The 24,332-nt window shown below is 61.3% G+C and carries 4 protein-coding genes and 2 pseudogenes; all 6 read left to right on the forward strand.

Annotated features, from left to right (window positions below):
- Positions 1 to 69 precede the first annotated feature (69 nt).
- A pseudogene (locus QIY50_11450) lies at positions 70 to 19,816 on the forward strand (retention module-containing protein).
- Positions 19,817 to 20,060: 244 nt separating this feature from the next.
- Positions 20,061 to 20,402: a tryptophan synthase subunit beta gene (locus QIY50_11455; GenBank protein ID WGV23041.1), complete on the forward strand. Its 342-nt coding sequence runs from the start codon at positions 20,061 to 20,063 to the stop codon at positions 20,400 to 20,402.
- Between the two features lie 197 nt (positions 20,403 to 20,599).
- Positions 20,600 to 21,499, forward strand: a complete 900-nt coding sequence (locus QIY50_11460; protein ID WGV22716.1) for a TauD/TfdA family dioxygenase — start codon at positions 20,600 to 20,602, stop codon at positions 21,497 to 21,499.
- Positions 21,500 to 21,517: 18 nt separating this feature from the next.
- A pseudogene (locus tag QIY50_11465) lies at positions 21,518 to 22,538 on the forward strand (ABC transporter substrate-binding protein).
- A gap of 6 nt (positions 22,539 to 22,544) precedes the next feature.
- Entirely contained in the window at positions 22,545 to 23,408 is an 864-nt protein-coding gene (locus QIY50_11470; protein WGV22717.1) for an ABC transporter ATP-binding protein, read from the forward strand.
- Between the two features lie 15 nt (positions 23,409 to 23,423).
- Positions 23,424 to 24,287, forward strand: coding sequence for an ABC transporter permease (locus QIY50_11475; protein ID WGV22718.1), 864 nt, complete (start codon positions 23,424 to 23,426; stop codon positions 24,285 to 24,287).
- The last annotated feature ends 45 nt before the right edge of the window (positions 24,288 to 24,332 follow it).

The following is a 24,332-nucleotide window of genomic DNA, read 5'->3' on the forward strand; positions in this document are numbered from 1 at the left end:
TTCCGCCTGAGGTGGCTAACAAATGCCGCTCTGGCAGGGAAGTACCCATAGGGTCACACGGAGAGTCCAATGAGCAGCGTTGTAGCCATCGTCAAAAGTATTGTCGGCCAGGTTATTGCGGTATCCCCAGAGGGCATCCGGCGTGTTCTGATCGAAGGGGACCGCCTGCTGGCCGGTGAAGAAGTGCTCACTGGGCCGGGTGGCGCAGTTACTTTGGAGCTGGCCGATGGCCGTCTGCTCGACCTGGGTCGCGACAGCCAGTGGAGCGCTGATGCGCCGGACAGCAGCGCCGACCTGAGCCGGGCGACTGCACAGGCCGCGCCGTCGGTGGAAGAGCTGCAACAGGCGATCGCTGCCGGTGTCGACCCGACTACCGAGCTTGAAGCGACTGCGGCTGGCCCATCGGCGGCGGGCGGTGGTGGCGCGCTGGGCGGAGGCCACAGCTTTGTCATGCTCGAAGAAACTGCGGGCCGGGTTGACCCTACCGTCGGCTTCCAGACTGAAGGGTTGGGCTTTGCCGCGGCGGCTGGTAATGAAGAGGTTGGCGTGCTGGACACCACCAGCAACAACCTGGTGCCTACCCCGACGACGGAAACCAGCGTCGCTACTGATCTGGTGCTTGGCGCTACCCCTGCCATCAGCGAAGCGGGTGGCGTAATCGTCTATACCGCTACGGTTGGCCAAGCGCCGACTACCAACCTGGTGGTTACCTTGTCCAACGGTGCCGTGATCGTCATTCCGGCCGGGCAGACCACTGGTAGTGTCAACGTCGTGATCCCGGCGAACGATACTCCGTATATCGACGGTGGCCAGATTTCGGCGACCGTAACGGGCACCACCGGGGGTGGCGGGCTGACGGTGACAGTGCCGCAAACACCAGCGGTTACCCAGGTTACCGATACCATCGACACTACCACCGCAACCCTGACCGCTTCGCCAAGCGTGACAGAAGGTGGCGTGATCACCTACACCGTGACCCTGAGCAACCCGGCGCAGACACCGGTGACCGTGACCCTGTCCAACGGCCAGACCATCACTATTGAGGCCGGCAAGACCCAGGGCAGTGTCGACTTCCAGACCCCGACCAACGACGTCTACAACAACGGCTCGACCGTCAGCACCACGATTACCGGCGCTACCGGCGGCAACTTCGAGCAGCTGACCCCGAACCCGATCCCGGCTCAGACCACGATCAATGATTCGGTCGACACCACCACCGCGACCCTGACCGCTTCGCCAAGCGTGACCGAAGGCGGTGTGATCACCTACACGGTGACCCTGAGCAACCCGGCCCAGACGCCGGTGACCGTGACCCTGTCCAACGGTCAGACCATCACTGTCGAAGCCGGCAAGACCCAGGGCAGTATCGACTTCCAGACCCCGGCCAACGATGTCTACAACAACGGCTCGACCGTCAGCGTGACCATCGAAAGCGCCACGGGTGGTAACTTCGAACAGTTGACCCCGAACCCGACCCCGGCTCAGACCACCATCAACGATTCGGTCGATGTCACCACCGCGACCCTGACGGCGACCCCGTCGGTGACCGAAGGTGGCGTCATCACCTACACCGTGACCCTGAGCAACCCGGCGCAGACGCCGGTGACTGTCACCCTGTCCAATGGCCAGACCATCACCGTTGAAGCCGGCAAGACCCAGGGCAGCGTTGATTTCGAGACCCCGGCGAACGACGTCTACAACAACGGCTCGACCGTCAGCACCACGATTACCGGTGCTACCGGCGGCAACTTCGAGCAACTGACGCCGAACCCGACCCCGGCTCAGACCACCATCAACGATTCGGTCGATGTCACCACCGCGACCCTGACGGCGACCCCGTCGGTGACCGAAGGTGGCGTCATCACCTACACCGTGACCCTGAGCAACCCGGCGCAGACGCCGGTGACTGTCACCCTGTCCAATGGCCAGACCATCACCGTTGAAGCCGGCAAGACCCAGGGCAGCGTTGATTTCGAGACCCCGGCGAACGACGTCTACAACAACGGCTCGACCGTTAGCGTGACCATCGACAGCGCCACGGGAGGTAACTTCGAGCAGCTGACGCCGAACCCGACTCCGGCCCAGACCACGATCAATGATTCGGTCGACGTCACCACCGCGACCCTGACCGCCTCGCCAAGCGTGACGGAAGGTGGCGTCATCACCTACACACGTGACCCTGAGCAATCCGGCCCAGACGCCGGTGACTGTCACCCTGTCCAACGGCCAGACCATCACCGTTGAAGCGGGTAAGACCCAGGGCAGTGTCGACTTCCAGACCCCTGGCAACGACGTCTACAACAATGGCTCGACCGTCAGCACCACGATTACCGGTGCTACCGGCGGCAACTTCGAGCAACTGACGCCGAACCCGACACCGGCCCAGACCACAATCAATGATTCGGTCGACACCACCACCGCGACCCTGACCGCTTCGCCAAGCGTGACGGAAGGTGGCGTCATTACCTACACCGTGACCCTGAGCAACCCGGCCCAGACGCCGGTGACCGTGACCCTGTCCAATGGCCAGACCATCACTGTCGAGGCCGGCAAGACCCAGGGCAGCGTTGACTTCGAGACCCCGGCCAACGATGTCTACAACAACGGCTCGACCGTCAGCGTGACCATCGAAAGCGCCACGGGTGGTAACTTCGAACAGTTGACCCCGAACCCGACCCCGGCGCAGACCACGATCAATGACTCGGTGGATACCACCACTGCGACCCTGACGGCCACTCCGTCGGTGACCGAAGGCGGTGTCATCACCTACACCGTGACCCTGAGCAACCCGGCCCAGACCCCGGTGACTGTCACCCTGTCCAACGGCCAGACCATCACTGTTGAAGCCGGCAAGACCCAGGGCAGCGTCGACTTTGAGACCCCGGCGAACGACGTCTACAACAACGGCTCGACCGTTAGCGTGACCATCGACAGCGCCACGGGCGGTAACTTCGAGCAGCTGACGCCGAACCCGACTCCGGCCCAGACCACGATCAATGATTCGGTCGACGTCACCACCGCGACCCTGACCGCCGCGCCAAGCGTGACGGAAGGTGGCGTCATCACCTACACCGTGACCCTGAGCAATCCGGCCCAGACGCCGGTGACTGTCACCCTGTCCAATGGCCAGACCATCACCGTTGAAGCCGGCAAGACCCAGGGCAGCGTTGACTTTCGAGACCCCGGCGAACGACGTCTACAACAACGGCTCGACCGTCAGCGTCACCATCGACAGCGCCACGGGCGGCAACTTCGAGCAACTGACGCCGAATCCGACCCCGGCGCAGACCACGATCAACGATTCGGTCGACACCACCACCGCGACCCTGACGGCGACCCCGTCGGTGACCGAAGGCGGTGTCATCACCTACACCGTGACCCTGAGCAACCCGGCCCAGACCCCGGTGACCGTGACCCTGTCCAACGGCCAGACCATCACCGTTGAGGCCGGCAAGACCCAGGGCAGCGTCGACTTTGAGACCCCGGCGAACGACGTCTACAACAATGGCTCGACCGTCAGCACCACGATTACTGGTGCTACCGGCGGTAACTTCGAGCAGCTGACACCGAACCCGACCCCGGCCCAGACCACGATCAACGATTCGATCGACACCACCACCGCGACCCTGACAGCCACTCCTTCGGTGACTGAGGGTGGCGTCATTACTTACGACCGTGACGCTGAGCAATCCAGCCCAGACCCCGGTAACCGTGACCCTGTCCAACGGTCAGACCATCACTGTTGAAGCCGGCAAGACCCAGGGCAGCATCGACTTCGCGACCCCGGCCAACGACGTCTACAACAATGGCTCGACCGTCAGTGTGAGCATCGAGAATGCAACAGGCGGTAACTTCGAGCAGCTGACCCCGAATCCTACTCCGGCCCAGACCACAATCAATGACTCGGTCGACACCACCACCGCGACCCTGACGGCTACCCCATCGGTAACCGAAGGCGGTGTCATCACCTACACCGTGACGCTGAGCAACCCTGCCCAGACCCCGGTGACCGTGACCCTGTCCAACGGTCAGACCATCACTGTGGAAGCCGGCAAGACCCAGGGCAGTGTCGATTTCGAGACTCCGGCGAACGATGTCTATAACAACGGTTCGACCGTCAGCACCACGATTACCGGTGCGACCGGTGGCAACTTCGAGCAGTTGGTTCCGAACCCGGCTCCGGCCCAGACCACGATCAACGATTCGGTCGACACTACTACCGCGACCCTGACAGCCACTCCTTCGGTGACTGAGGGTGGCGTCATTACTTACACCGTGACGCTGAGCAATCCAGCCCAGACCCCGGTGACCGTGACTTTGTCCAACGGCCAGATCATTACTGTTGAAGCGGGCAAGACCCAGGGCAGTGTTAATTTCGAGACGCCGGCGAACGACGTCTACAACAACGGCTCGACCGTCAGCACCACGATTACCGGTGCTACTGGCGGTAACTTCGAGCAACTGACGCCGAACCCGACCCCTGCCCAGACCACCATCAACGATTCGGTCGATGTCACCACCGCGACCCTGACGGCCACTCCGTCAGTGACCGAAGGTGGCGTCATCACCTACACCGTGACCCTGAGCAATCCGGCCCAGACCCCGGTGACCGTGACCCTGTCCAACGGTCAGACTATTACCGTTGAAGCCGGCAAAACCCAGGGCAGTGTTGATTTCGAGACGCCGGCGAACGACGTCTACAACAATGGCTCGACCATCAGCACCACGATTACCGGTGCGACCGGTGGCAACTTCGAGCAACTGACGCCGAATCCGACCCCGGCCCAGACCACCATCAACGATTCGGTCGACACCACCACTGCGACCCTGACGGCTACTCCGTCGGTAACCGAAGGCGGTGTCATCACCTACACGGTGACCCTGAGCAATCCGGCCCAGACCCCGGTGACCGTGACTCTGTCCAACGGTCAGACCATCACTGTTGAAGCGGGCAAGACCCAGGGCAGTGTTGATTTCGAGACGCCGGTGAACGACGTCTACAACAACGGCTCGACCGTTAGCGTGACCATCGACAGCGCCACGGGCGGCAACTTCGAGCAGCTGACGCCGAACCCGACTCCGGCTCAGACCACGATCAACGATTCGGTCGACGTTACTACTGCGACCCTAACGGCCACTCCGTCGGTGACCGAAGGTGGCGTCATCACCTACACCGTGACCCTGAGCAATCCGGCGCAGACGCCGGTGACTGTGACCCTGTCCAACGGCCAGACCATCACCGTCGAAGCCGGCAAGACCCAGGGCAGTGTTGATTTCGAGACCCCAGCGAATGACGTCTACAACAACGGTTCTACCGTCAGCGTGACCATCGAAAGCGCCACGGGCGGTAACTTCGAGCAACTGACGCCGAACCCGACTCCGGCGCAGACCACGATCAACGATTCGGTCGACACCACCACTGCGACCCTGACGGCGACCCCGTCGGTGACCGAAGGTGGCGTCATCACCTACACCGTGACCCTGAGCAACCCGGCGCAGACGCCGGTGACTGTCACCCTGTCCAACGGCCAGACCATCACTGTTGAAGCCGGCAAAACCCAGGGCAGCGTTGACTTCCAAACCCCGGCCAACGATGCCTATAACAACGGTTCGACCGTTAGCGTGACCATCGAAAGCGCCACGGGCGGTAACTTCGAGCAGCTGACGCCGAACCCGACTCCGGCCCAGACCACGATCAATGATTCGGTCGACGTCACCACCGCGACCCTGACCGCCTCGCCAAGCGTGACGGAAGGTGGCGTCATCACCTACACCGTGACCCTGAGCAATCCGGCCCAGACGCCGGTGACCGTCACCCTGTCCAATGGCCAGACCATCACCGTTGAAGCCGGCAAGACCCAGGGCAGCGTTGATTTCGAGACCCCGGCGAACGACGTCTACAACAACGGCTCGACCGTCAGCGTCACCATCGACAGCGCCACGGGCGGCAACTTCGAGCAACTGACGCCGAATCCGACCCCGGCGCAGACCACGATCAACGATTCGGTCGACACCACCACCGCGACCCTGACGGCGACCCCGTCGGTGACCGAAGGCGGTGTCATCACCTACACCGTGACCCTGAGCAACCCGGCCCAGACCCCGGTGACCGTGACCCTGTCCAACGGCCAGACCATCACCGTTGAGGCCGGCAAGACCCAGGGCAGCGTGCAACTTTGAGACCCCGGCGAACGACGTCTACAACAATGGCTCGACCGTCAGCACCACGATTACTGGTGCTACCGGCGGTAACTTCGAGCAGCTGACACCGAACCCGACCCCGGCCCAGACCACGATCAACGATTCGATCGACACCACCACCGCGACCCTGACAACCACTCCTTCGGTGACTGAGGGTGGCGTCATTACTTACACCGTGACGCTGAGCAATCCAGCCCAGACCCCGGTAACCGTGACCCTGTCCAACGGTCAGACCATCACTGTTGAAGCCGGCAAGACCCAGGGCAGCATCGACTTCGCGACCCCGGCCAACGACGTCTACAACAATGGCTCGACCGTCAGTGTGAGCATCGAGAATGCAACAGGCGGTAACTTCGAGCAGCTGACCCCGAATCCTACTCCGGCCCAGACCACAATCAATGACTCGGTCGACACCACCACCGCGACCCTGACGGCTACCCCATCGGTAACCGAAGGCGGCGTCATCACCTTACACCGTGACCCTGAGCAACCCGGCCCAGACCCCGGTGACCGTGACCCTGTCCAACGGCCAGACCATCACCGTTGAAGCCGGCAAGACCCAGGGCAGTGTCGATTTCGAGACTCCGGCGAACGATGTCTATAACAACGGTTCGACCGTCAGCACCACGATTACCGGTGCGACCGGTGGCAACTTCGAGCAGTTGGTTCCGAACCCGGCTCCGGCCCAGACCACGATCAACGATTCGGTCGACACTACTACCGCGACCCTGACAGCCACTCCTTCGGTGACTGAGGGTGGCGTCATTACTTACACCGTGACGCTGAGCAATCCAGCCCAGACCCCGGTAACCGTGACCCTGTCCAACGGGCAGACCATCACTGTGGAAGCGGGCAAGACCCAGGGCAGCGTTGACTTCGCGACGCCAGCGAACGACGTCTACAACAACGGTTCGACCGTCAGTACCACGATTACCGGTGCCACTGGCGGCAACTTCGAGCAGTTGGTCCCGAACCCGACTCCGGCTTCTACCGTCATCAATGACAGCATTGATACCGTCACGGTAAGTATCGTCAGCAATGGCAATGTGACTGAAGATCAGCAGCCGTCCTTTACCGTGAAGGTAAGCCAGGCGCTGGATCGACCATTGACCGTAACCCTGTCTAACGGCGAAACCGTGACCATCGAGGCAGGTAAAACCGAAGTCGAATACAAAACGCCAGCCCAGGGCGATGACGTCATCAAGGACGCCGGCTCTATTACCCTGAGCGTTACTGACGCCACTGTTCCGGGTGCCACTTTCGAGAAGCTGGCCTTGGGTGGCCCGGCTACCGTTGAGATCTCGGATACTATCAGTGAGGTCGTGGCCAAGCTGACCGCCACCCCTTCGGTTACCGAAGGTGGCCAAATCACCTATACCGTGACCTTGACCAACCAAGACGGCCTGCCAATCGACAAGCACGGTGCACTGACCTTCACGCTGAACGACGGCACTACCATCACCGTGCCGGCGAACAGCACTACCGGCAGCACCACTGTCACTGCGCCGGACAACGTCTACGTCGGTGCCAACGACCCTGTGATCAAGTCGATCGCCTCGGTCAGCGGCGACGATGTCAGCAAGTTCGAACAGCTGACCCTGGATAAGACCCCCGTCAGCACCACCGTCACCGACGAGCCGGGTACTCCGGGCAACGAAGGCGATCTGGTCAAGGTGACTATCACTGCCGATCAGCCTTCGGTGGCCGAGAACGTCAAGCCGACCTTCACCGTGCACATCAACCAGGCCCTGGCCCACGATCTGGTCGTGACCCTGAGCAACAATGCCCAGGTCACCATCAAGGCGGGTGAGACCAGCGCAGCGTACGAACACGCGGCCCAAGGTGATGACGTGTACAAGGATGCGGGCGAAGTCAGCCTGGGCATCAAGTCCGCCGTGGACGTCGATGGCCGTACCTTCGAGAACCTGCAACTGGGCGATGCGGCCAAGGTTCAGGTCACCGACACCACCGACGAAGTGGTGGCCAAGCTGACTGCTACTCCTTCGGTTACCGAAGGTGGCGTAATCACCTACACCGTGACCCTGACCAACAAAGACGGCCTGCCGATCGACAAGCACGGTGCGCTGACCTTTACGCTGAACGATGGCACTACCATCACCGTTCCGGCGAACAGCACTACCGGCAGCATAAATGTCACTGCGCCGGACAATGTCTACGCAGGTGCCAATGATCCGGTTGTTAAATCCATCGCCACCGTTGATGGCGTTGACGCCGGCAAGTTCGAGCAACTGACTCTGGACAAGACCCCGGTCAGCACCACGGTCACCGACGAGCCAGGTACGCCGGGCAACCCAGGCGGCAACAACGAAGGCGACCTGGTCATGGTCACTATCACTGCCGACCAGTCTTCGGTGGCCGAGAACGTCAAGCCGACCTTCACTGTGCACATCAACCAGGCCTTGGCTCACGATCTGGTCGTGACCCTGAGCAACAATGCCCAGGTCACCATCAAGGCAGGTGAAACCAGTGCAGCGTACGAGCATGCTGCGCAGGGTGATGACGTCTACAAGGACTCGGGCGAACTCAGCCTGGGCATCAAGTCCGCTGTGGACGTCGATGGCCGTACCTTCGAAAACCTGCAGTTGGGCGATGCCGCCAAGGTTCAGGTCACCGACACCACTGACGAAGTGGTGGCCAAACTTACCGCAACGCCGTCGGTTACCGAAGGCGGCGAGATCACCTACACCATCACGCTGACCAATAAAGACGGCTTGCCGATCTACAACCACTCGGAGCTGTACTTCAAGCTGACCGATGGTACAACCGTCGTTGTGGCAGCCAACAGCACCACCGGTTCGGCTACTGCAGCCGCGCCTGACAACGTCTACATCGGTGCCAACCAACCGGTGGTCAATGCCATCGAGGCAGTCAGCGGTGCGGATGTCTGGAAGTTCGAAAATCTGAATCTGGACAAGACTCCGGTCAGCACTTCCGTCACCGACGAGCCGGGTACCCCGGGCAACGACGGCGACCTGGTCAAAGTAACCATCACCGCCGACCAGCCTTCGGTGGCTGAAAACGTCAAACCGACCTTCACGGTGCACATCAACCAGGCTCTGGCCCATGACCTGGTCGTGACCCTGAGCAACAATGCCCAGGTCACCATCAAGGCGGGTGAGACCAGTGCAGCATACGAGCACGCTGCGCAGGGGGATGACGTCTACAAGGACTCGGGCGAACTCAGCCTGGGCATCAAGTCCGCTGTGGACCTCGATGGCCGTACCTTCGAAAACCTGCAACTGGGCGATGCCGCCAAGGTTCAGGTCACCGACACCACTGACGAAGTGGTGGCCAAACTTACCGCAACGCCGTCGGTTACCGAAGGCGGCGAGATCACCTACACCATCACGCTGACCAATAAAGACGGCTTGCCGATCAACAACCACTCGGAGCTGTACTTCAAGCTGACCGATGGTACAACCGTCGTTGTGGCAGCCAACAGCACCACCAGGTTCGGCTACTGCAGCCGCGCCTGACAACGTCTACATCGGTGCCAACCAACCGGTGGTCAATGCCATCGAGGCAGTCAGCGGTGCAGATGTCTGGAAGTTCGAAAATCTGAATCTGGACAAGACTCCGGTCAGCACTTCCGTCACCGACGAGCCGGGTACCCCGGGCAACGAAGGCGACCTGGTCAAAGTAACCATCACCGCCGACCAGCCTTCGGTGGCTGAAAACGTCAAACCGACCTTCACGGTGCACATCAACCAGGCCTTGGCTCACGATCTGGTCGTGACCCTGAGCAACAATGCCCAGGTCACCATCAAGGCAGGTGAAACCAGTGCAGCGTACGAGCATGCTGCGCAGGGTGATGACGTCTACAAGGACTCGGGCGAACTCAGCCTGGGCATCAAGTCCGCTGTGGACGTCGATGGCCGTACCTTCGAAAACCTGCAGTTGGGCGATGCCGCCAAGGTTCAGGTCACCGACACCACTGACGAAGTGGTGGCCAAACTTACCGCAACGCCGTCGGTTACCGAAGGCGGCGAGATCACCTACACCATCACGCTGACCAATAAAGACGGCTTGCCGATCAACAACCACTCGGAGCTGTACTTCAAGCTGACCGATGGTACAACCGTCGTTGTGGCAGCCAACAGCACCACCGGTTCGGCTACTGCAGCCGCGCTGACAACGTCTACATCGGTGCCAACCAACCGGTGGTCAATGCCATCGAGGCAGTCAGCGGTGCGGATGTCTGGAAGTTCGAAAATCTGAATCTGGACAAGACTCCGGTCAGCACTTCCGTCACCGACGAGCCGGGTACCCCGGGCAACGACGGCGACCTGGTCAAAGTAACCATCACCGCCGACCAGCCTTCGGTGGCTGAAAACGTCAAACCGACCTTCACGGTGCACATCAACCAGGCTCTGGCCCATGACCTGGTCGTGACCCTGAGCAACAATGCCCAGGTCACCATCAAGGCGGGTGAGACCAGTGCAGCATACGAGGCACGCTGCGCAGGGGGATGACGTCTACAAGGACTCGGGCGAACTCAGCCTGGGCATCAAGTCCGCTGTGGACCTCGATGGCCGTACCTTCGAAAACCTGCAACTGGGCGATGCCGCCAAGGTTCAGGTCACCGACACCACTGACGAAGTGGTGGCCAAACTTACCGCAACGCCGTCGGTTACCGAAGGCGGCGAGATCACCTACACCATCACGCTGACCAATAAAGACGGCTTGCCGATCAACAACCACTCGGAGCTGTACTTCAAGCTGACCGATGGTACAACCGTCGTTGTGGCAGCCAACAGCACCACCGGTTCGGCTACTGCAGCCGCGCCTGACAACGTCTACATCGGTGCCAACCAACCGGTGGTCAATGCCATCGAGGCAGTCAGCGGTGCAGATGTCTGGAAGTTCGAAAATCTCAATCTGGACAAGACGCCTGTCAGCACCACTGTTACCGACGAACCGGGCACCCCAGGCAACGAAGGCGACCTGGTCAAAGTAACCATCACCGCCGACCAGCCTTCGGTGGCTGAAAACGTCAAACCGACCTTCACGGTGCACATCAACCAGGCCCTGGCCCACGATCTGGTCGTGACCCTGAGCAACAATGCCCAAGTCACCATCAAGGCGGGTGAGACCAGCGCAGCGTACGAACACGCGGCCCAAGGCGATGACGTCTACAAGGACTCGGGTGAACTCAGCCTGGGCATCAAGTCCGCGGTGGACGTCGAGGGCCGTACCTTCGAAAACCTGCAGTTGGGCGATGCCGCCAAGGTTCAGGTCACCGACACCACTGACGAAGTGGTGGCCAAGCTGACTGCTACTCCTTCGGTTACCGAAGGTGGCGTAATCACCTACACCGTGACCCTGACCAACAAAGACGGCCTGCCGATCGACAAGCATGGCGCGCTGACTTTCACGCTGAACGATGGCACCACCATCACCGTGCCGGCTAATGGCACGACCGGTTCGGCCACTGTCACCGCTCCAGACAACGTCTATGTCGGCGCCAACGACCCTGTGGTCAAATCGATCGCTTCGGTCAGCGGCACCGATGTCGGCAAGTTCGAGCAGCTGACGCTGGACAAGACCCCCGTCAGCACCACTGTCACTGACGAGCCAGGTACGCCGGGCAATCCAGGTGGCAATAACGAAGGTGACTTGGTCAAAGTCACCATCACCGCCGACCAACCTTCGGTGGCCGAGAACGTCAAGCCGACCTTCACCGTGCACATCAACCAGGCCCTGGCCCACGATCTGGTCGTGACCCTGAGCAACAATGCCCAGGTCACCATCAAGGCGGGTGAGACCAGCGCAGCGTACGAGCACGCGGCCCAAGGCGATGACGTGTACAAGGATGCGGGCGAAGTCAGCCTGGGCATCAAGTCCGCGGTGGACGCCGATGGCCGTACCTTCGAGAACCTGCAACTGGGTGATGCGGCCAAGGTTCAGGTCACCGACACCACCGACGAAGTGGTGGCCAAGCTGACTGCTACTCCTTCGGTTACCGAAGGTGGCGTAATCACCTACACCGTGACCCTGACCAACAAAGACGGTCTGCCGATCGACAAGCACGGCGCGCTGACCTTCACGCTGAACGATGGCACTACCATCACCGTGCCAGCCAATAGCACGACCGGTTCGGCTACTGTCACCGCTCCGGACAACGTCTATGTCGGTGCCAACGACCCCGTGATCAAATCGATCGCCTCGGTCAGCGGCACCGATGTCGGCAAGTTCGAGCAACTGACGCTGGACAAGACCCCCGTCAGCACCACTGTTACCGACGAACCGGGCACCCCAGGCAATGAAGGCGATCTGGTCAAGGTGACTATCACTGCCGACCAGCCTTCGGTGGCCGAGAACGTCAAACCGACCTTCACCGTGCACATCAACCAGGCCCTGGCCCACGATCTGGTCGTGACCCTGAGCAACAATGCCCAGGTCACCATCAAGGCGGGTGAGACCAGCGCAGCGTACGAGCAGGCGGCCCAAGGCGATGACGTGTACAAGGATGCGGGCGAAGTCAGCCTGGGCATCAAGTCCGCGGTGGACGTCGATGGCCGTACCTTCGAGAACCTGCAACTGGGCGATGCGGCCAAGGTTCAGGTCACCGACACCACTGACGAAGTGGTGGCCAAGCTGACCGCCACCCCTTCGGTTACCGAAGGCGGCGTAATCACCTACACCGTGACCCTGACCAACAAAGACGGCCTGCCGATCGACAAGCACGGCGCGCTGACTTTCACGCTGAACGATGGCACTACCATCACCGTTCCGGCGAACAGCACTACCGGCAGCATAAATGTCACTGCGCCGGACAATGTCTACGCAGGTGCCAATGATCCGGTTGTTAAGTCCATCGCCACCGTTGATGGCGTTGACGCCGGCAAGTTCGAGCAACTGACTCTGGACAAGACCCCGGTCAGCACCACGGTCACCGACGAGCCAGGTACGCCGGGCAACCCAGGCGGCAACAACGAAGGCGACCTGGTCATGGTCACTATCACTGCCGACCAGCCTTCGGTGGCCGAGAACGTCAAACCGACCTTCACTGTGCACATCAACCAGGCCTTGGCTCACGATCTGGTCGTGACCCTGAGCAACAATGCCCAGGTCACCATCAAGGCGGGTGAGACCAGCGCAGCGTACGAACACGCGGCCCAAGGCGATGACGTCTACAAGGACGCGGGTGAACTCAGCCTGGGCATCAAGTCCGCGGTGGACGTCGATGGCCGTACCTTCGAGAACCTGCAACTGGGCGATGCGGCCAAGGTTCAGGTCACCGACACCACCGACGAAGTGGTGGCCAAGCTGACTGCTACTCCTTCGGTTACCGAAGGTGGCGTAATCACCTACACCGTGACCCTGACCAACAAAGACGGTCTGCCGATCGACAAGCACGGCGCGCTGACCTTCACGCTGAACGATGGCACTACCATCACCGTGCCAGCCAATAGCACGACCGGTTCGGCTACTGTCACCGCTCCGGACAACGTCTATGTCGGCGCCAACGACCCTGTGATCAAGTCTATCGCTTCGGTCAGCGGCACCGATGTCGGCAAGTTCGAGCAGCTGACGCTGGACAAGACCCCCGTCAGCACCACTGTCACTGACGAGCCAGGTACGCCGGGCAATCCAGGTGGCAATAACGAAGGTGACTTGGTCAAAGTCACCATCACCGCCGACCAACCTTCGGTGGCAGAGAACGTCAAGCCGACCTTCACCGTGCACATCAACCAGGCCCTGGCCCACGATCTGGTCGTGACCCTGAGCAACAATGCCCAGGTCACCATCAAGGCGGGTGAGACCAGCGCAGCGTACGAGCACGCGGCCCAAGGCGATGACGTGTACAAGGATGCGGGCGAAGTCAGCCTGGGCATCAAGTCCGCGGTGGACGCCGATGGCCGTACCTTCGAGAACCTGCAACTGGGCGATGCGGCCAAGGTTCAGGTCACCGACACCACCGACGAAGTGGTGGCCAAGCTGACCGCCACCCCTTCGGTTACCGAAGGCGGCGTAATCACCTACACCGTGACCCTGACCAACAAAGACGGCCTGCCGATCGACAAGCACGGTGCGCTGACCTTTACGCTGAACGATGGCACCACCATCACTGTTCCGGCGAACAGCACCACCGGCAGCACTACCGTAACGGCGCCGGACAACGTATACACCGGTGCCAACGACCCCGTGATCAAATCGATCGCCTCGGTCAGCGGCACCGACGCCGGCAAGTTCGAGCAGCTGACGCTGGACAAGACCCCCGTCAGCACCACTGTCACTGACGAGCCAGGTACGCCGGGCAATCCAGGTGGCAATAACGAAGGTGACTTGGTCAAAGTCACCATCACCGCCGACCAGCCTTCGGTGGCCGAGAACGTCAAACCGACCTTCACCGTGCACATCAACCAGGCCCTGGCCCACGATCTGGTCGTGACCCTGAGCAACAATGCCCAGGTCACCATCAAGGCGGGTGAAACCAGCGCAGCGTACGAGCACGCGGCCCAAGGCGATGACGTGTACAAGGATGCGGGCGAAGTCAGCCTGGGCATCAAGTCCGCGCTGGACGCCGATGGCCGTACCTTCGAGAACCTGCAACTGGGTGATGCGGCCAAGGTTCAGGTCACCGACACCACCGACGAAGTGGTGGCCAAGCTGACTGCTACTCCTTCGGTTACCGAAGGTGGCGTAATCACCTACACCGTGACCCTGACCAACAAAGACGGTCTGCCGATCGACAAGCACGGCGCGCTGACCTTCACGCTGAACGATGGCACTACCATCACCGTGCCAGCCAATAGCACGACCGGTTCGGCTACTGTCACCGCTCCGGACAACGTCTATGTCGGTGCCAACGACCCCGTGATCAAATCGATCGCCTCGGTCAGCGGCACCGATGTCGGCAAGTTCGAGCAACTGACGCTGGACAAGACCCCCGTCAGCACCACTGTTACCGACGAACCAGGTACGCCGGGCAACCCAGGCGGCAACAACGAAGGTCAAGGTGAGACACCATCACCGCCGACCAGCCTTCGGTGGCCGAGAACGTCAAACCGACCTTCACCGTGCACATCAACCAGGCCCTGGCCCACGATCTGGTCGTGACCCTGAGCAACAATGCCCAGGTCACCATCAAGGCGGGTGAGACCAGCGCAGCGTACGAGCACGCGGCCCAAGGCGATGACGTGTACAAGGATGCGGGCGAAGTCAGCCTGGGCATCAAGTCCGCGGTGGACGTCGATGGCCGTACCTTCGAGAACCTGCAACTGGGTGATGCGGCCAAGGTTCAGGTCACCGACACCACCGACGAAGTGGTGGCCAAGCTGACTGCTACCCCTTCGGTTACCGAAGGCGGCGTAATCACCTACACCGTGACCCTGACCAACAAAGACGGCCTGCCGATCGACAAGCACGGCGCGCTGACTTTCACGCTGAACGATGGCACTACCATCACCGTGCCAGCCAATAGCACGACCGGTTCGGCTACTGTCACCGCTCCGGACAACGTCTATGTCGGCGCCAACGACCCTGTGGTCAAATCGATCGCTTCGGTCAGCGGCACCGATGTCGGCAAGTTCGAGCAGCTGACGCTGGACAAGACCCCCGTCAGCACCACTGTCACTGACGAGCCAGGTACGCCGGGCAATCCAGGTGGCAATAACGAAGGTGACTTGGTCAAAGTCACCATCACCGCCGACCAACCTTCGGTGGCCGAGAACGTCAAGCCGACCTTCACCGTGCACATCAACCAGGCCCTGGCCCACGATCTGGTCGTGACCCTGAGCAACAATGCCCAGGTCACCATCAAGGCGGGTGAGACCAGCGCAGCGTACGAACACGCGGCCCAAGGCGATGACGTCTACAAGGACTCGGGTGAACTCAGCCTGGGCATCAAGTCCGCGGTGGACGTCGATGGCCGATGGCCGTACCTTCGAGAACCTGCAACTGGGCGATGCGGCCAAGGTTCAGGTCACCGACACCACCGACGAAGTGGTGGCCAAGCTGACCGCCACCCCTTCGGTTACCGAAGGCGGCGTAATCACCTACACCGTGACCCTGACCAACAAAGACGGTCTGCCGATCGACAAGCACGGCGCGCTGACCTTCACGCTGAACGATGGCACTACCATCACCGTGCCAGCCAATAGCACGACCGGTTCGGTCACTGTCACCGCTCCGGACAACGTCTATGTCGGCGCCAACGACCCTGTGATCAAGTCTATCGCTTCGGTCAGCGGCACCGATGTCGGCAAGTTCGAACAGCTGACGCTGGACAAGACCCCGGTAAGCACCACCGTGACCGATGAGCCAGGCAGCGGCCAGGGCGATGTCACCACGGTTGGCATCAGCGGTAGTACGTCGCTGACCGAAGGCGAAACCGGCCACTACACGCTGGCCCTGACCAACCCGTCGAAGTCTGAGGTAACCATTACCCTCAGCTACAGCGGCACTGCCAAGAATGGCGAGGACTTCACCGGTGTCACCACCGTGAAGATCCCGGCCAACAGCACCGGCACCACCTTCGACATCGCGACCATCGACGACAAGCTTGTCGAGGGTACCGAGAACTTCACCGTGAAGATCGAAAGTGCCACCGGTGGCAGCTTCGAAAACCTGAAGGTCGACAGCAGCAATGCCAGCGTGACCACTGCTATCCTCGACAATGACCACTTGCCGGTTTCGCCTGGCGGTGCAGTGTTTGGCGTGGAAGACACCGACTACGTGTTTGCCTGGGGCGATTTCAAAGTCACCGATGCTGATACCAACACCGGCTTGTCCGTGACCATTACCTCGCTACCGGCTGCGGGTAGCCTGCAGTTCTTCAACGGTACAACGTGGGTGAACGTGACCGTTGGCCAGGTGGTCAGCCAGACTGACATTACTGCCAACAACCTCAAGTTCGTTCCGGCGCCCAACCAGTCGGGTGCGGACAACTACGGAGGGAATGGCGTAGGTAACCAGCAGGCCGACTACGCGCAGTTCAAGTTCAAGCCGAACGATGGCACCAACCTGGGCAGTGAAGTGACCATGAAGGTCGACATCAGCCCGGTTGCCGACAAGCCGACCCTGAGCTTTGGCAGCGCCGAGATCGAGTCCAAAGGCCTGACCAAGGAAGTGTGGACCAGCCTCAAAGGCCTGGGTACCGACGGTAGTGGCCTTACCGGCGATGCCCTGAAGACGGTCTTTGCCAACTCCGGCAATGCCAACGCCAGCAGCACCACCACCAATGTGCAGTCCGAGGGCAGCGTCAGTGCTGGTACCGGCTCGAAAACCTCCGGCCTGATCTATCTGGAAGCCGGCAAGACCTACAACTTCAGCGGTACTGCCGACGACAGCTTCGTGGTCACCATTGGTGGCAAGACCGTGGTCACCGCCACCTGGGGCGCGGGTGGCCAGGTTTCGGGCAGCTTCACCCCGAACACCAGTGGCTACTACCCGATCGAGGTCTATCATGCCAACCAGACTGGGCCAGGCAGCTATGACCTGAACATCCAGGTCGGCTCGGGTGCTGTCACCGACCTGAGCAGCTCGAACATCAAGATGTACCAGAACGTGACCGAGATGGCCAACGCCGGCCTGGGCGTGTCCGACCTGCACACCGTCAATGGCCAGAGCTACTACGACGGCTACAAGCTCAATGAAGGGCCGGAAGGTGGTTCGGTGAAACTGGTCGGTATCTCGACCGCGCTGACCGATACCGACGGTTCCGAGAGCCTGAGCGTATCCCTCAGCGGTATTCCGAAAGGCACTGTGCTGAGCGATGGCGCAGGCCACACTGTCACGGTCGGCACGGGCCCCGTAGACGTGACCGGCTGGAAACTCAGCAGCCTGACGCTGACTCCGCCGGCCTACTTCAAAGGTTCGTTCGACATCACGGTCACTTCGGTCGCGACCGAAAGCGTGGGCGGTTCGGCTGTCACCACCGGCAATATTCCGGTGACCGTATACGCCGCGACCTATAAAGCCAGCGTGGGTACTTCGGGCAACGATGCGATGACCGGCAGCGAAGGCAACGACATCATGGTCGCCGACGTATCCGGCCTGAACGTGGTGCAAGGCAAGAACTACAACATTGCCTTTATCGTCGACAGCTCGGGCAGCATGAGCGACAAGTCGCTTTCCGATGCGAAGACCCAGCTCGCCTCGGTGTTCAATACGCTCAAGGCCAGCCTGGGTTCGGACACGTCGGGCACGGTCAACATCTTCCTGGTCGACTTCGACACCCAGGTCAAGCAGAACGTGGCGGTGAACCTTGCCGACCCGAATGCCCTGAGCAAGCTGCAGTCCGTGTTGAACTCCATGGCGAGCGGCGGCGGTACCAACTACGAAGACGTGTTCAAGGCCACCGCCAACTTCTTCAAGAGCACCATGGCCAGCGGTAATGCCAATGCCGAGAACCTGACCTACTTCATCACCGACGGCAAGCCGACCTACTACCAGAGCGGGGAGAGCACCAATCCGCGGCTGTGGACCAACGGCAAGTACCTGGATGACGTGGTCAACGTCAACAACTACAAGCTTGGCGACACTTTCAGCGTTTGGGCCGACGCCACTCACAAAGTCGAGATCAGCAGCAGTGGCTCGGTCAAGGTGCTGACCTACGGCGAGAACAAGCGCGGTGAATTGGTGCTGCAGTCCACCAGCACCGTCGGAACCCTGCATGCCCAGGGCGACGGCACCTACGAGTTCTCCAGCCTGGACGGTTCGGGCTACGGTGAGTACTGGAACTACCAGGAGTCGGCAGCAGGCACTACCGCCAGCTTCAACCTGCTCGGTGGCACCAATGGCGTGAGTAAAGTGCAGGCGATTGGCTTGAACAGCGATGTCACGCTGAACGATCTGAAACCGTACGACTCTGCTGGCAAGCCCCAGGCAGGCATTGACCCGTCCGACCTGGCCAAGGCGATTCTCGGCCATTCCGAGGCGACCTTGCCGGGCGCTGACAGCCTTGATGGCGGCAACGGCAACGACATCATCTTTGGCCGACCTGATCACCCTCAACGGTGTCGTCAGCGAAGGCTACCAAGCGCTGCAGACCTATGTGGCACAGAAGAGTGGCGTCGAAGCCAGTGCCATTACCACCAGCAATGTCCACCAGTACATTACCGAGCACTACAACGAGTTCGATATTTCCGGTGCCAACGACGGCCACGACTTCCTGTCGGGCGGCAATGGCAATGACATCCTCTTTGGTCAGGGGGGTAACGACACGCTGGATGGTGGCAAAGGTAACGACATCCTGCTGGGCGGTACCGGCAACGACACCCTCATCGGAGGCCAGGGTAACGATATCCTGATCGGCGGAAGCGGTGCCGACACCTTCGTGTGGAAGGCTGGTGACATCGGCAACGATGTGATCAAGGACTTCAAGGTGGCCGAGGGTGACCGCATCGACCTGAAGGACCTGCTGCAGGGCGAGAAGGGCAGCACCATCGACAACTACCTGAAGCTCACCACGGTGGACGGTACGACGACGCTGCAGGTCAGCAGCGAAGGCAAGCTCAACGCTGCCGGTGGTATCGCCAACGCCGACGTGACCATCAAGCTGGAAGGGGTGAACTGGTCCAATACCACGATCAACTCGTTGATCAGCGGTGCTGACCCGACCATCATCATCCACAACAAGGACAGCTGATGCGCTAGCGGGCTGCCCTGCAGCCCGATCGCCGGCAAACCAGCTCCTACAGGGGCTGTGCAGCTCTCTAGAGTTGTGCGGTTCCTGTGGCAGCTGGCTTGCCGGCGATTGGCCGCTCAGCGGCCACAGCTCTTTCCTGACATCCTGCGACAGCGCATACTCTGGCGCCGGGCCTGCGTGCCCGGCGATCTTTGCCTATGCTGCTGTCTACCACCAAGGAACCAACGTGACGAGGGACACCGCCATGTTCTACGTGCAACGCGATGCCGCCGGCCAGTTGCGGCGGGTAGAAGCGGCCGCTTTCGACGAGTTCACCGAAATGCTTCCTGCCGACCATGCCGATATCCAGGAATGGTTTGCCGATGACGTCGTGGAAAACAGCCTCAACCAGCTGAAGCAAAGCGACCTGGACATGATCCGCGTGCTCGAGGACCTGATCGATGTGCTGACCGCCAAGGGGGTGTTCAATATCACCGACCTGCCCGCTGGCGCGCAGGCCAAGCTGCTCAACCGCTCCAAGGCGCGCAAGGCGCTCAGCAGCCTGACCAACCTCATCGAAGAAGAGGAGCAGGGCGGCTTGATCTGATCATCGGCGAGCAAATCCCGGTGCTATGGTTATTCCGTATAGGTATTTAAATTATTGTGCTTATGACTTTATAGTCACTTCCACTGCGTACCCGTCGACCAATCGATGCGCCGCACGACTTGAACCCACACGGGAAATCCCCGTGCGTTTCTGATCGTTGCGCGCCGTTGAAGTCGCGCACTGCGTGGGAGTGAACAATGTCAGCCGCCTCGAACGCCTTGTCGATCATCGACAGCGCCCAGCCGCAACACTTTGAAATCCGCCCGTTCTCCGGTGCCGTAGGCGCCGAGATTGTCGGCCTGGACCTGGCCAGGCCGGTCAACGCCGAGGATTTCGCCCGTATCCATCGCGCCCACCTCGACCACCACGTGCTGGTGTTCCGCGACCAGCGCATCAGCCCTGACCAGCAGATCGCTTTCAGCCGCCGGTTTGGTCCATTGCAGATCCATGTGCTCAAGCAGTTCCTGCTCGCCGGCCATCCCGAAATCCTGATCGTTTCCAACATCATCGAAAACGGCCAGAACATCGGCTTGGGCGATGCCGGCAAGTTCTGGCACTCGGACCTGTCGTACAAGCAACTGCCCAGCCTCGGCTCCATGCTGCATGCCCAGGAATTGCCCGGCGAGGGCGGCGATACCCTGTTCGCCGACATGCACAAAGCCTGGGATGCCGTACCCGAGGCCCTGCGCAAGGTAGTCGAGGGCCGCAGTGCTGCGCACTCCTACACCGCCCGTTACGCCGAGACCAAGTTCGAAGGCAACTGGCGCCCGACCCTGACCGCCGAACAACTGGCACAGGTCCAGGAAGTCATCCACCCGGTGGTTCGTACCCACCCGGAAAACGGCCGCAAGGCGCTGTTCGTCAGCGAGGGCTTCACCACCCGCATCGTCGGCCTGCCGGACGATGAAAGCCGCGACGTGCTGCAACAGCTGTACGCCTTGAGCGTGCTGCAACAGAACATCTACCGCCACCAGTGGCAGCCCCACGACCTGGTGTTCTGGGACAACCGCTCGCTGATCCACCTGGCCACCGGTTGCCCCGCACACCTGCGACGCAAGCTCTACCGCACCACCATCCAGGGCGATGCCCCGTTCTGACGACTGAGGAAACCCATCATGCGTAAATCCATCAGCCGCCTGGCGGCAAGCATCGGCCTGGGCGCAAGCCTGGTCGTCGGTAGCCTGGCAGCCCCCGCCGCGGCGCAGGCAGAAGGCAAGATCCGTATTGCCGAGCAGTTCGGCATCGTCTACCTGCTGCTGAACGTAGTGCGTGACCAGCATCTGATCGAAAAACATGGCAAGGAGCAGGGCATCGACATCGAAGTCGATTGGGCCCAGCTGTCGGGTGGTTCGGCCATCAACGACGCACTGCTGTCCGGTTCGGTGGACATCGCCGGCGCTGGTGTCGGCCCATTGTTGACCGTGTGGGACCGCACCAAGGGCCGACAGAACGTCAAGGCCGTCGCCTCGCTGGGCAACTTCCCGTACTACCTGGTCAGCAGCAACCCCAACGTGAAGACCATTGCCGACCTCTCCGACAAAGACCGCATCGCCGTACCGGCGGTAGGCGTTTCGGTGCAGTCGCGCTTCCTGCAGTACGCCGCCGCCCAGCAGTGGGGCGACAAGGAATACAACCGTCTCGACAAGTACACCCTGGCCGTGCCGCACCCGGATGCCACTGCCGCACTTTTGGCCGGCGGCACCGAGCTGAACGGGCACTTCTCCAACCCGCCGTTCCAGGACCAGGTGCTGGCCAACAAGAACCGTGCACGTGGTGCTCGACAGCTACGACCTGCTCGGCCCCAACTCGCCGACCTTGCTGTTCGCCACCGAGAAATTCCGCAAGGACAACCCCAAGACCTACAAGGCCTTCGTCGATGCGCTGACCGAAGCTGCGGACTTCGCCCAGAAGGACAAGGCGGCTGCCGCCGACACCTACATCCGCGTGACCAAGGCCAAGATCGACCGCGACACGTTGATCAAGCTGATCGACAACCCGCAGTACGAATTCACCGTCACGCCAAAGAATACCTACAAGCTGGCCGACTTCCTCTATCGGGTAGGCGCCATCAAGCACAAGCCGGAATCGTGGAAGGACTATTTCTTCCAGGATGAACGCCCGCTGCAGGGGAGCTGACCGATCATGACCGCCCCATTGCCAGGCCACACGGCCAGCAACCTGAGCCGTGTCGCAACGCCACCTTTGCTCAAGGTGGCTAACCTCAGCCTCGAATATCGCACCGCGCAGCGCGTGGTGCGGGCCACTCACCAGGTCAGCTTCGAAGTCGACCGTGCCGACCGCTTCGTGCTGCTCGGCCCCTCCGGCTGCGGCAAGTCCACCTTGCTCAAGGCCGTGGCCGGGTTCATCTCGCCCCAGGAAGGGCAGATTCTGCTGCAGGGCCAGCCGGTCAGCGGCCCAGGCCCCGACCGCATCGTGGTGTTCCAGGAGTTCGACCAGCTGCCGCCGTGGAAGACGGTGAAGCAGAACGTCATGTTCCCTCTTTTGGTGTCGGGCCAGCTGAAGCGCGCCGAGGCCGAAGAGCGAGCATTACACTACCTGGAAAAAGTCGGCCTGGCGGCCTTCGCCGATGCTTACCCGCACACCCTGTCGGGCGGTATGAAGGCGCGCGTGGCGATCGCTCGTGCCCTGGCAACGCAGCCGAAGATCCTGCTGATGGACGAACCGTTCGCCGCCCTGGACGCGCTGACCCGGCGCAAGATGCAGGAAGAGCTGCTGCTGCTGTGGGAAGAGGTGCGCTTTACCCTGCTGTTCGTTACTCACTCCATCGAAGAAGCGCTGGTGGTCGGCAACCGCATCCTGCTGCTGTCGCCACACCCGGGGCGGGTGCGTGCCGAAGTGCACAGCCACCAGTACGACCTGGGCAGCCTGGGTGGCAGCGACTTCCAGGCCAGTGCCCGGCGCATCCATCGTTTGCTGTTCGATGAGGCAGATGCGCCTGAACAGCCCGACGATCTTGGTTTCAACGATATCCGCATCGCCTACTGACAGGAGCTTCAGCCCATGACCACTACACCTGTACGCCAGGAATACGAGGTGCAGCTGGAGCCCCTGCTCAGTGTGCCCGTGGAGCGCAACCTGCCGTTGGCTCAGCGCCTGTGGCAGCACGGCTGGCTGCGCAAGGCGGTCATCCTGCTGGTAATCGCCGCGCTGTGGGAGGCCATCGCCCGTTACCAGGGCAACGATCTGCTGCTACCGACCTTCCTGCAGACGGCCACGGCGCTGTGGGACGGCCTGGTCAGCGGTGAGTTGCCGGCCAAGGTTGGCGTGTCGCTGGTGATTCTGCTCAAGGGTTATTTGCTGGGGATCATCCTGGCGTTCGGCCTCACCAGCCTGGCGGTGTCGACCCAGCTTGGGCGCGATCTGCTGGGCACCTTGACCTCGATGTTCAACCCGTTGCCGGCGATTGCCCTGTTGCCCTTGGCCTTGCTGTGGTTCGGGTTGGGTGACAACAGCCTGATCTTCGTGCTGGTGCACTCGGTGCTCTGGGCGTTGGCGCTGAACACCTATGGGGGCTTTCTCGGGGTGTCCGAGACCCTGCGCATGGCGGGACGCAACTACGGCCTGAAGGGGCTGCGGCTGGTGCTGCATATCCTTGTCCCCGCAGCGCTACCGTCGATCCTGTCGGGGCTGAAGATCGGCTGGGCGTTCGCCTGGCGCACACTGATCGCTGCCGAACTGGTGTTCGGGGCCAGCAGTGGCAAAGGCGGGCTGGGCTGGTACATCTTCCAGAACCGCAACGAGCTGTACACCGACAAGGTGTTTGCCGGGTTGGCGGTAGTGATCCTGATCGGCTTGCTGGTGGAAGGGCTGGTGTTCAATACGCTGGAGCGGCTGACAGTGCGGCGCTGGGGGATGCAGCGCTAGGCAGTAAGCCTGTACCGGCCTCTTCGCGGGCTTGCCCGCCCGCAC

The sequence above is a fragment of the Pseudomonas putida genome (assembly GCA_029953615.1).
Lineage (GTDB): Bacteria > Pseudomonadota > Gammaproteobacteria > Pseudomonadales > Pseudomonadaceae > Aquipseudomonas.

Excerpts from the sequence above, each read along its gene's own strand:
- QIY50_11470 (WGV22717.1), top strand. The coding sequence starts at position 22,545 with ATGACCGCCCCATTGCCAGGCCACACGGCCAGCAACCTGAGCCGTGTC.
- QIY50_11475 (WGV22718.1), top strand. The coding sequence starts at position 23,424 with ATGACCACTACACCTGTACGCCAGGAATACGAGGTGCAGCTGGAGCCC.
- QIY50_11460 (WGV22716.1), top strand. The coding sequence starts at position 20,600 with ATGTCAGCCGCCTCGAACGCCTTGTCGATCATCGACAGCGCCCAGCCG.
- QIY50_11455 (WGV23041.1), top strand. The coding sequence starts at position 20,061 with ATGTTCTACGTGCAACGCGATGCCGCCGGCCAGTTGCGGCGGGTAGAA.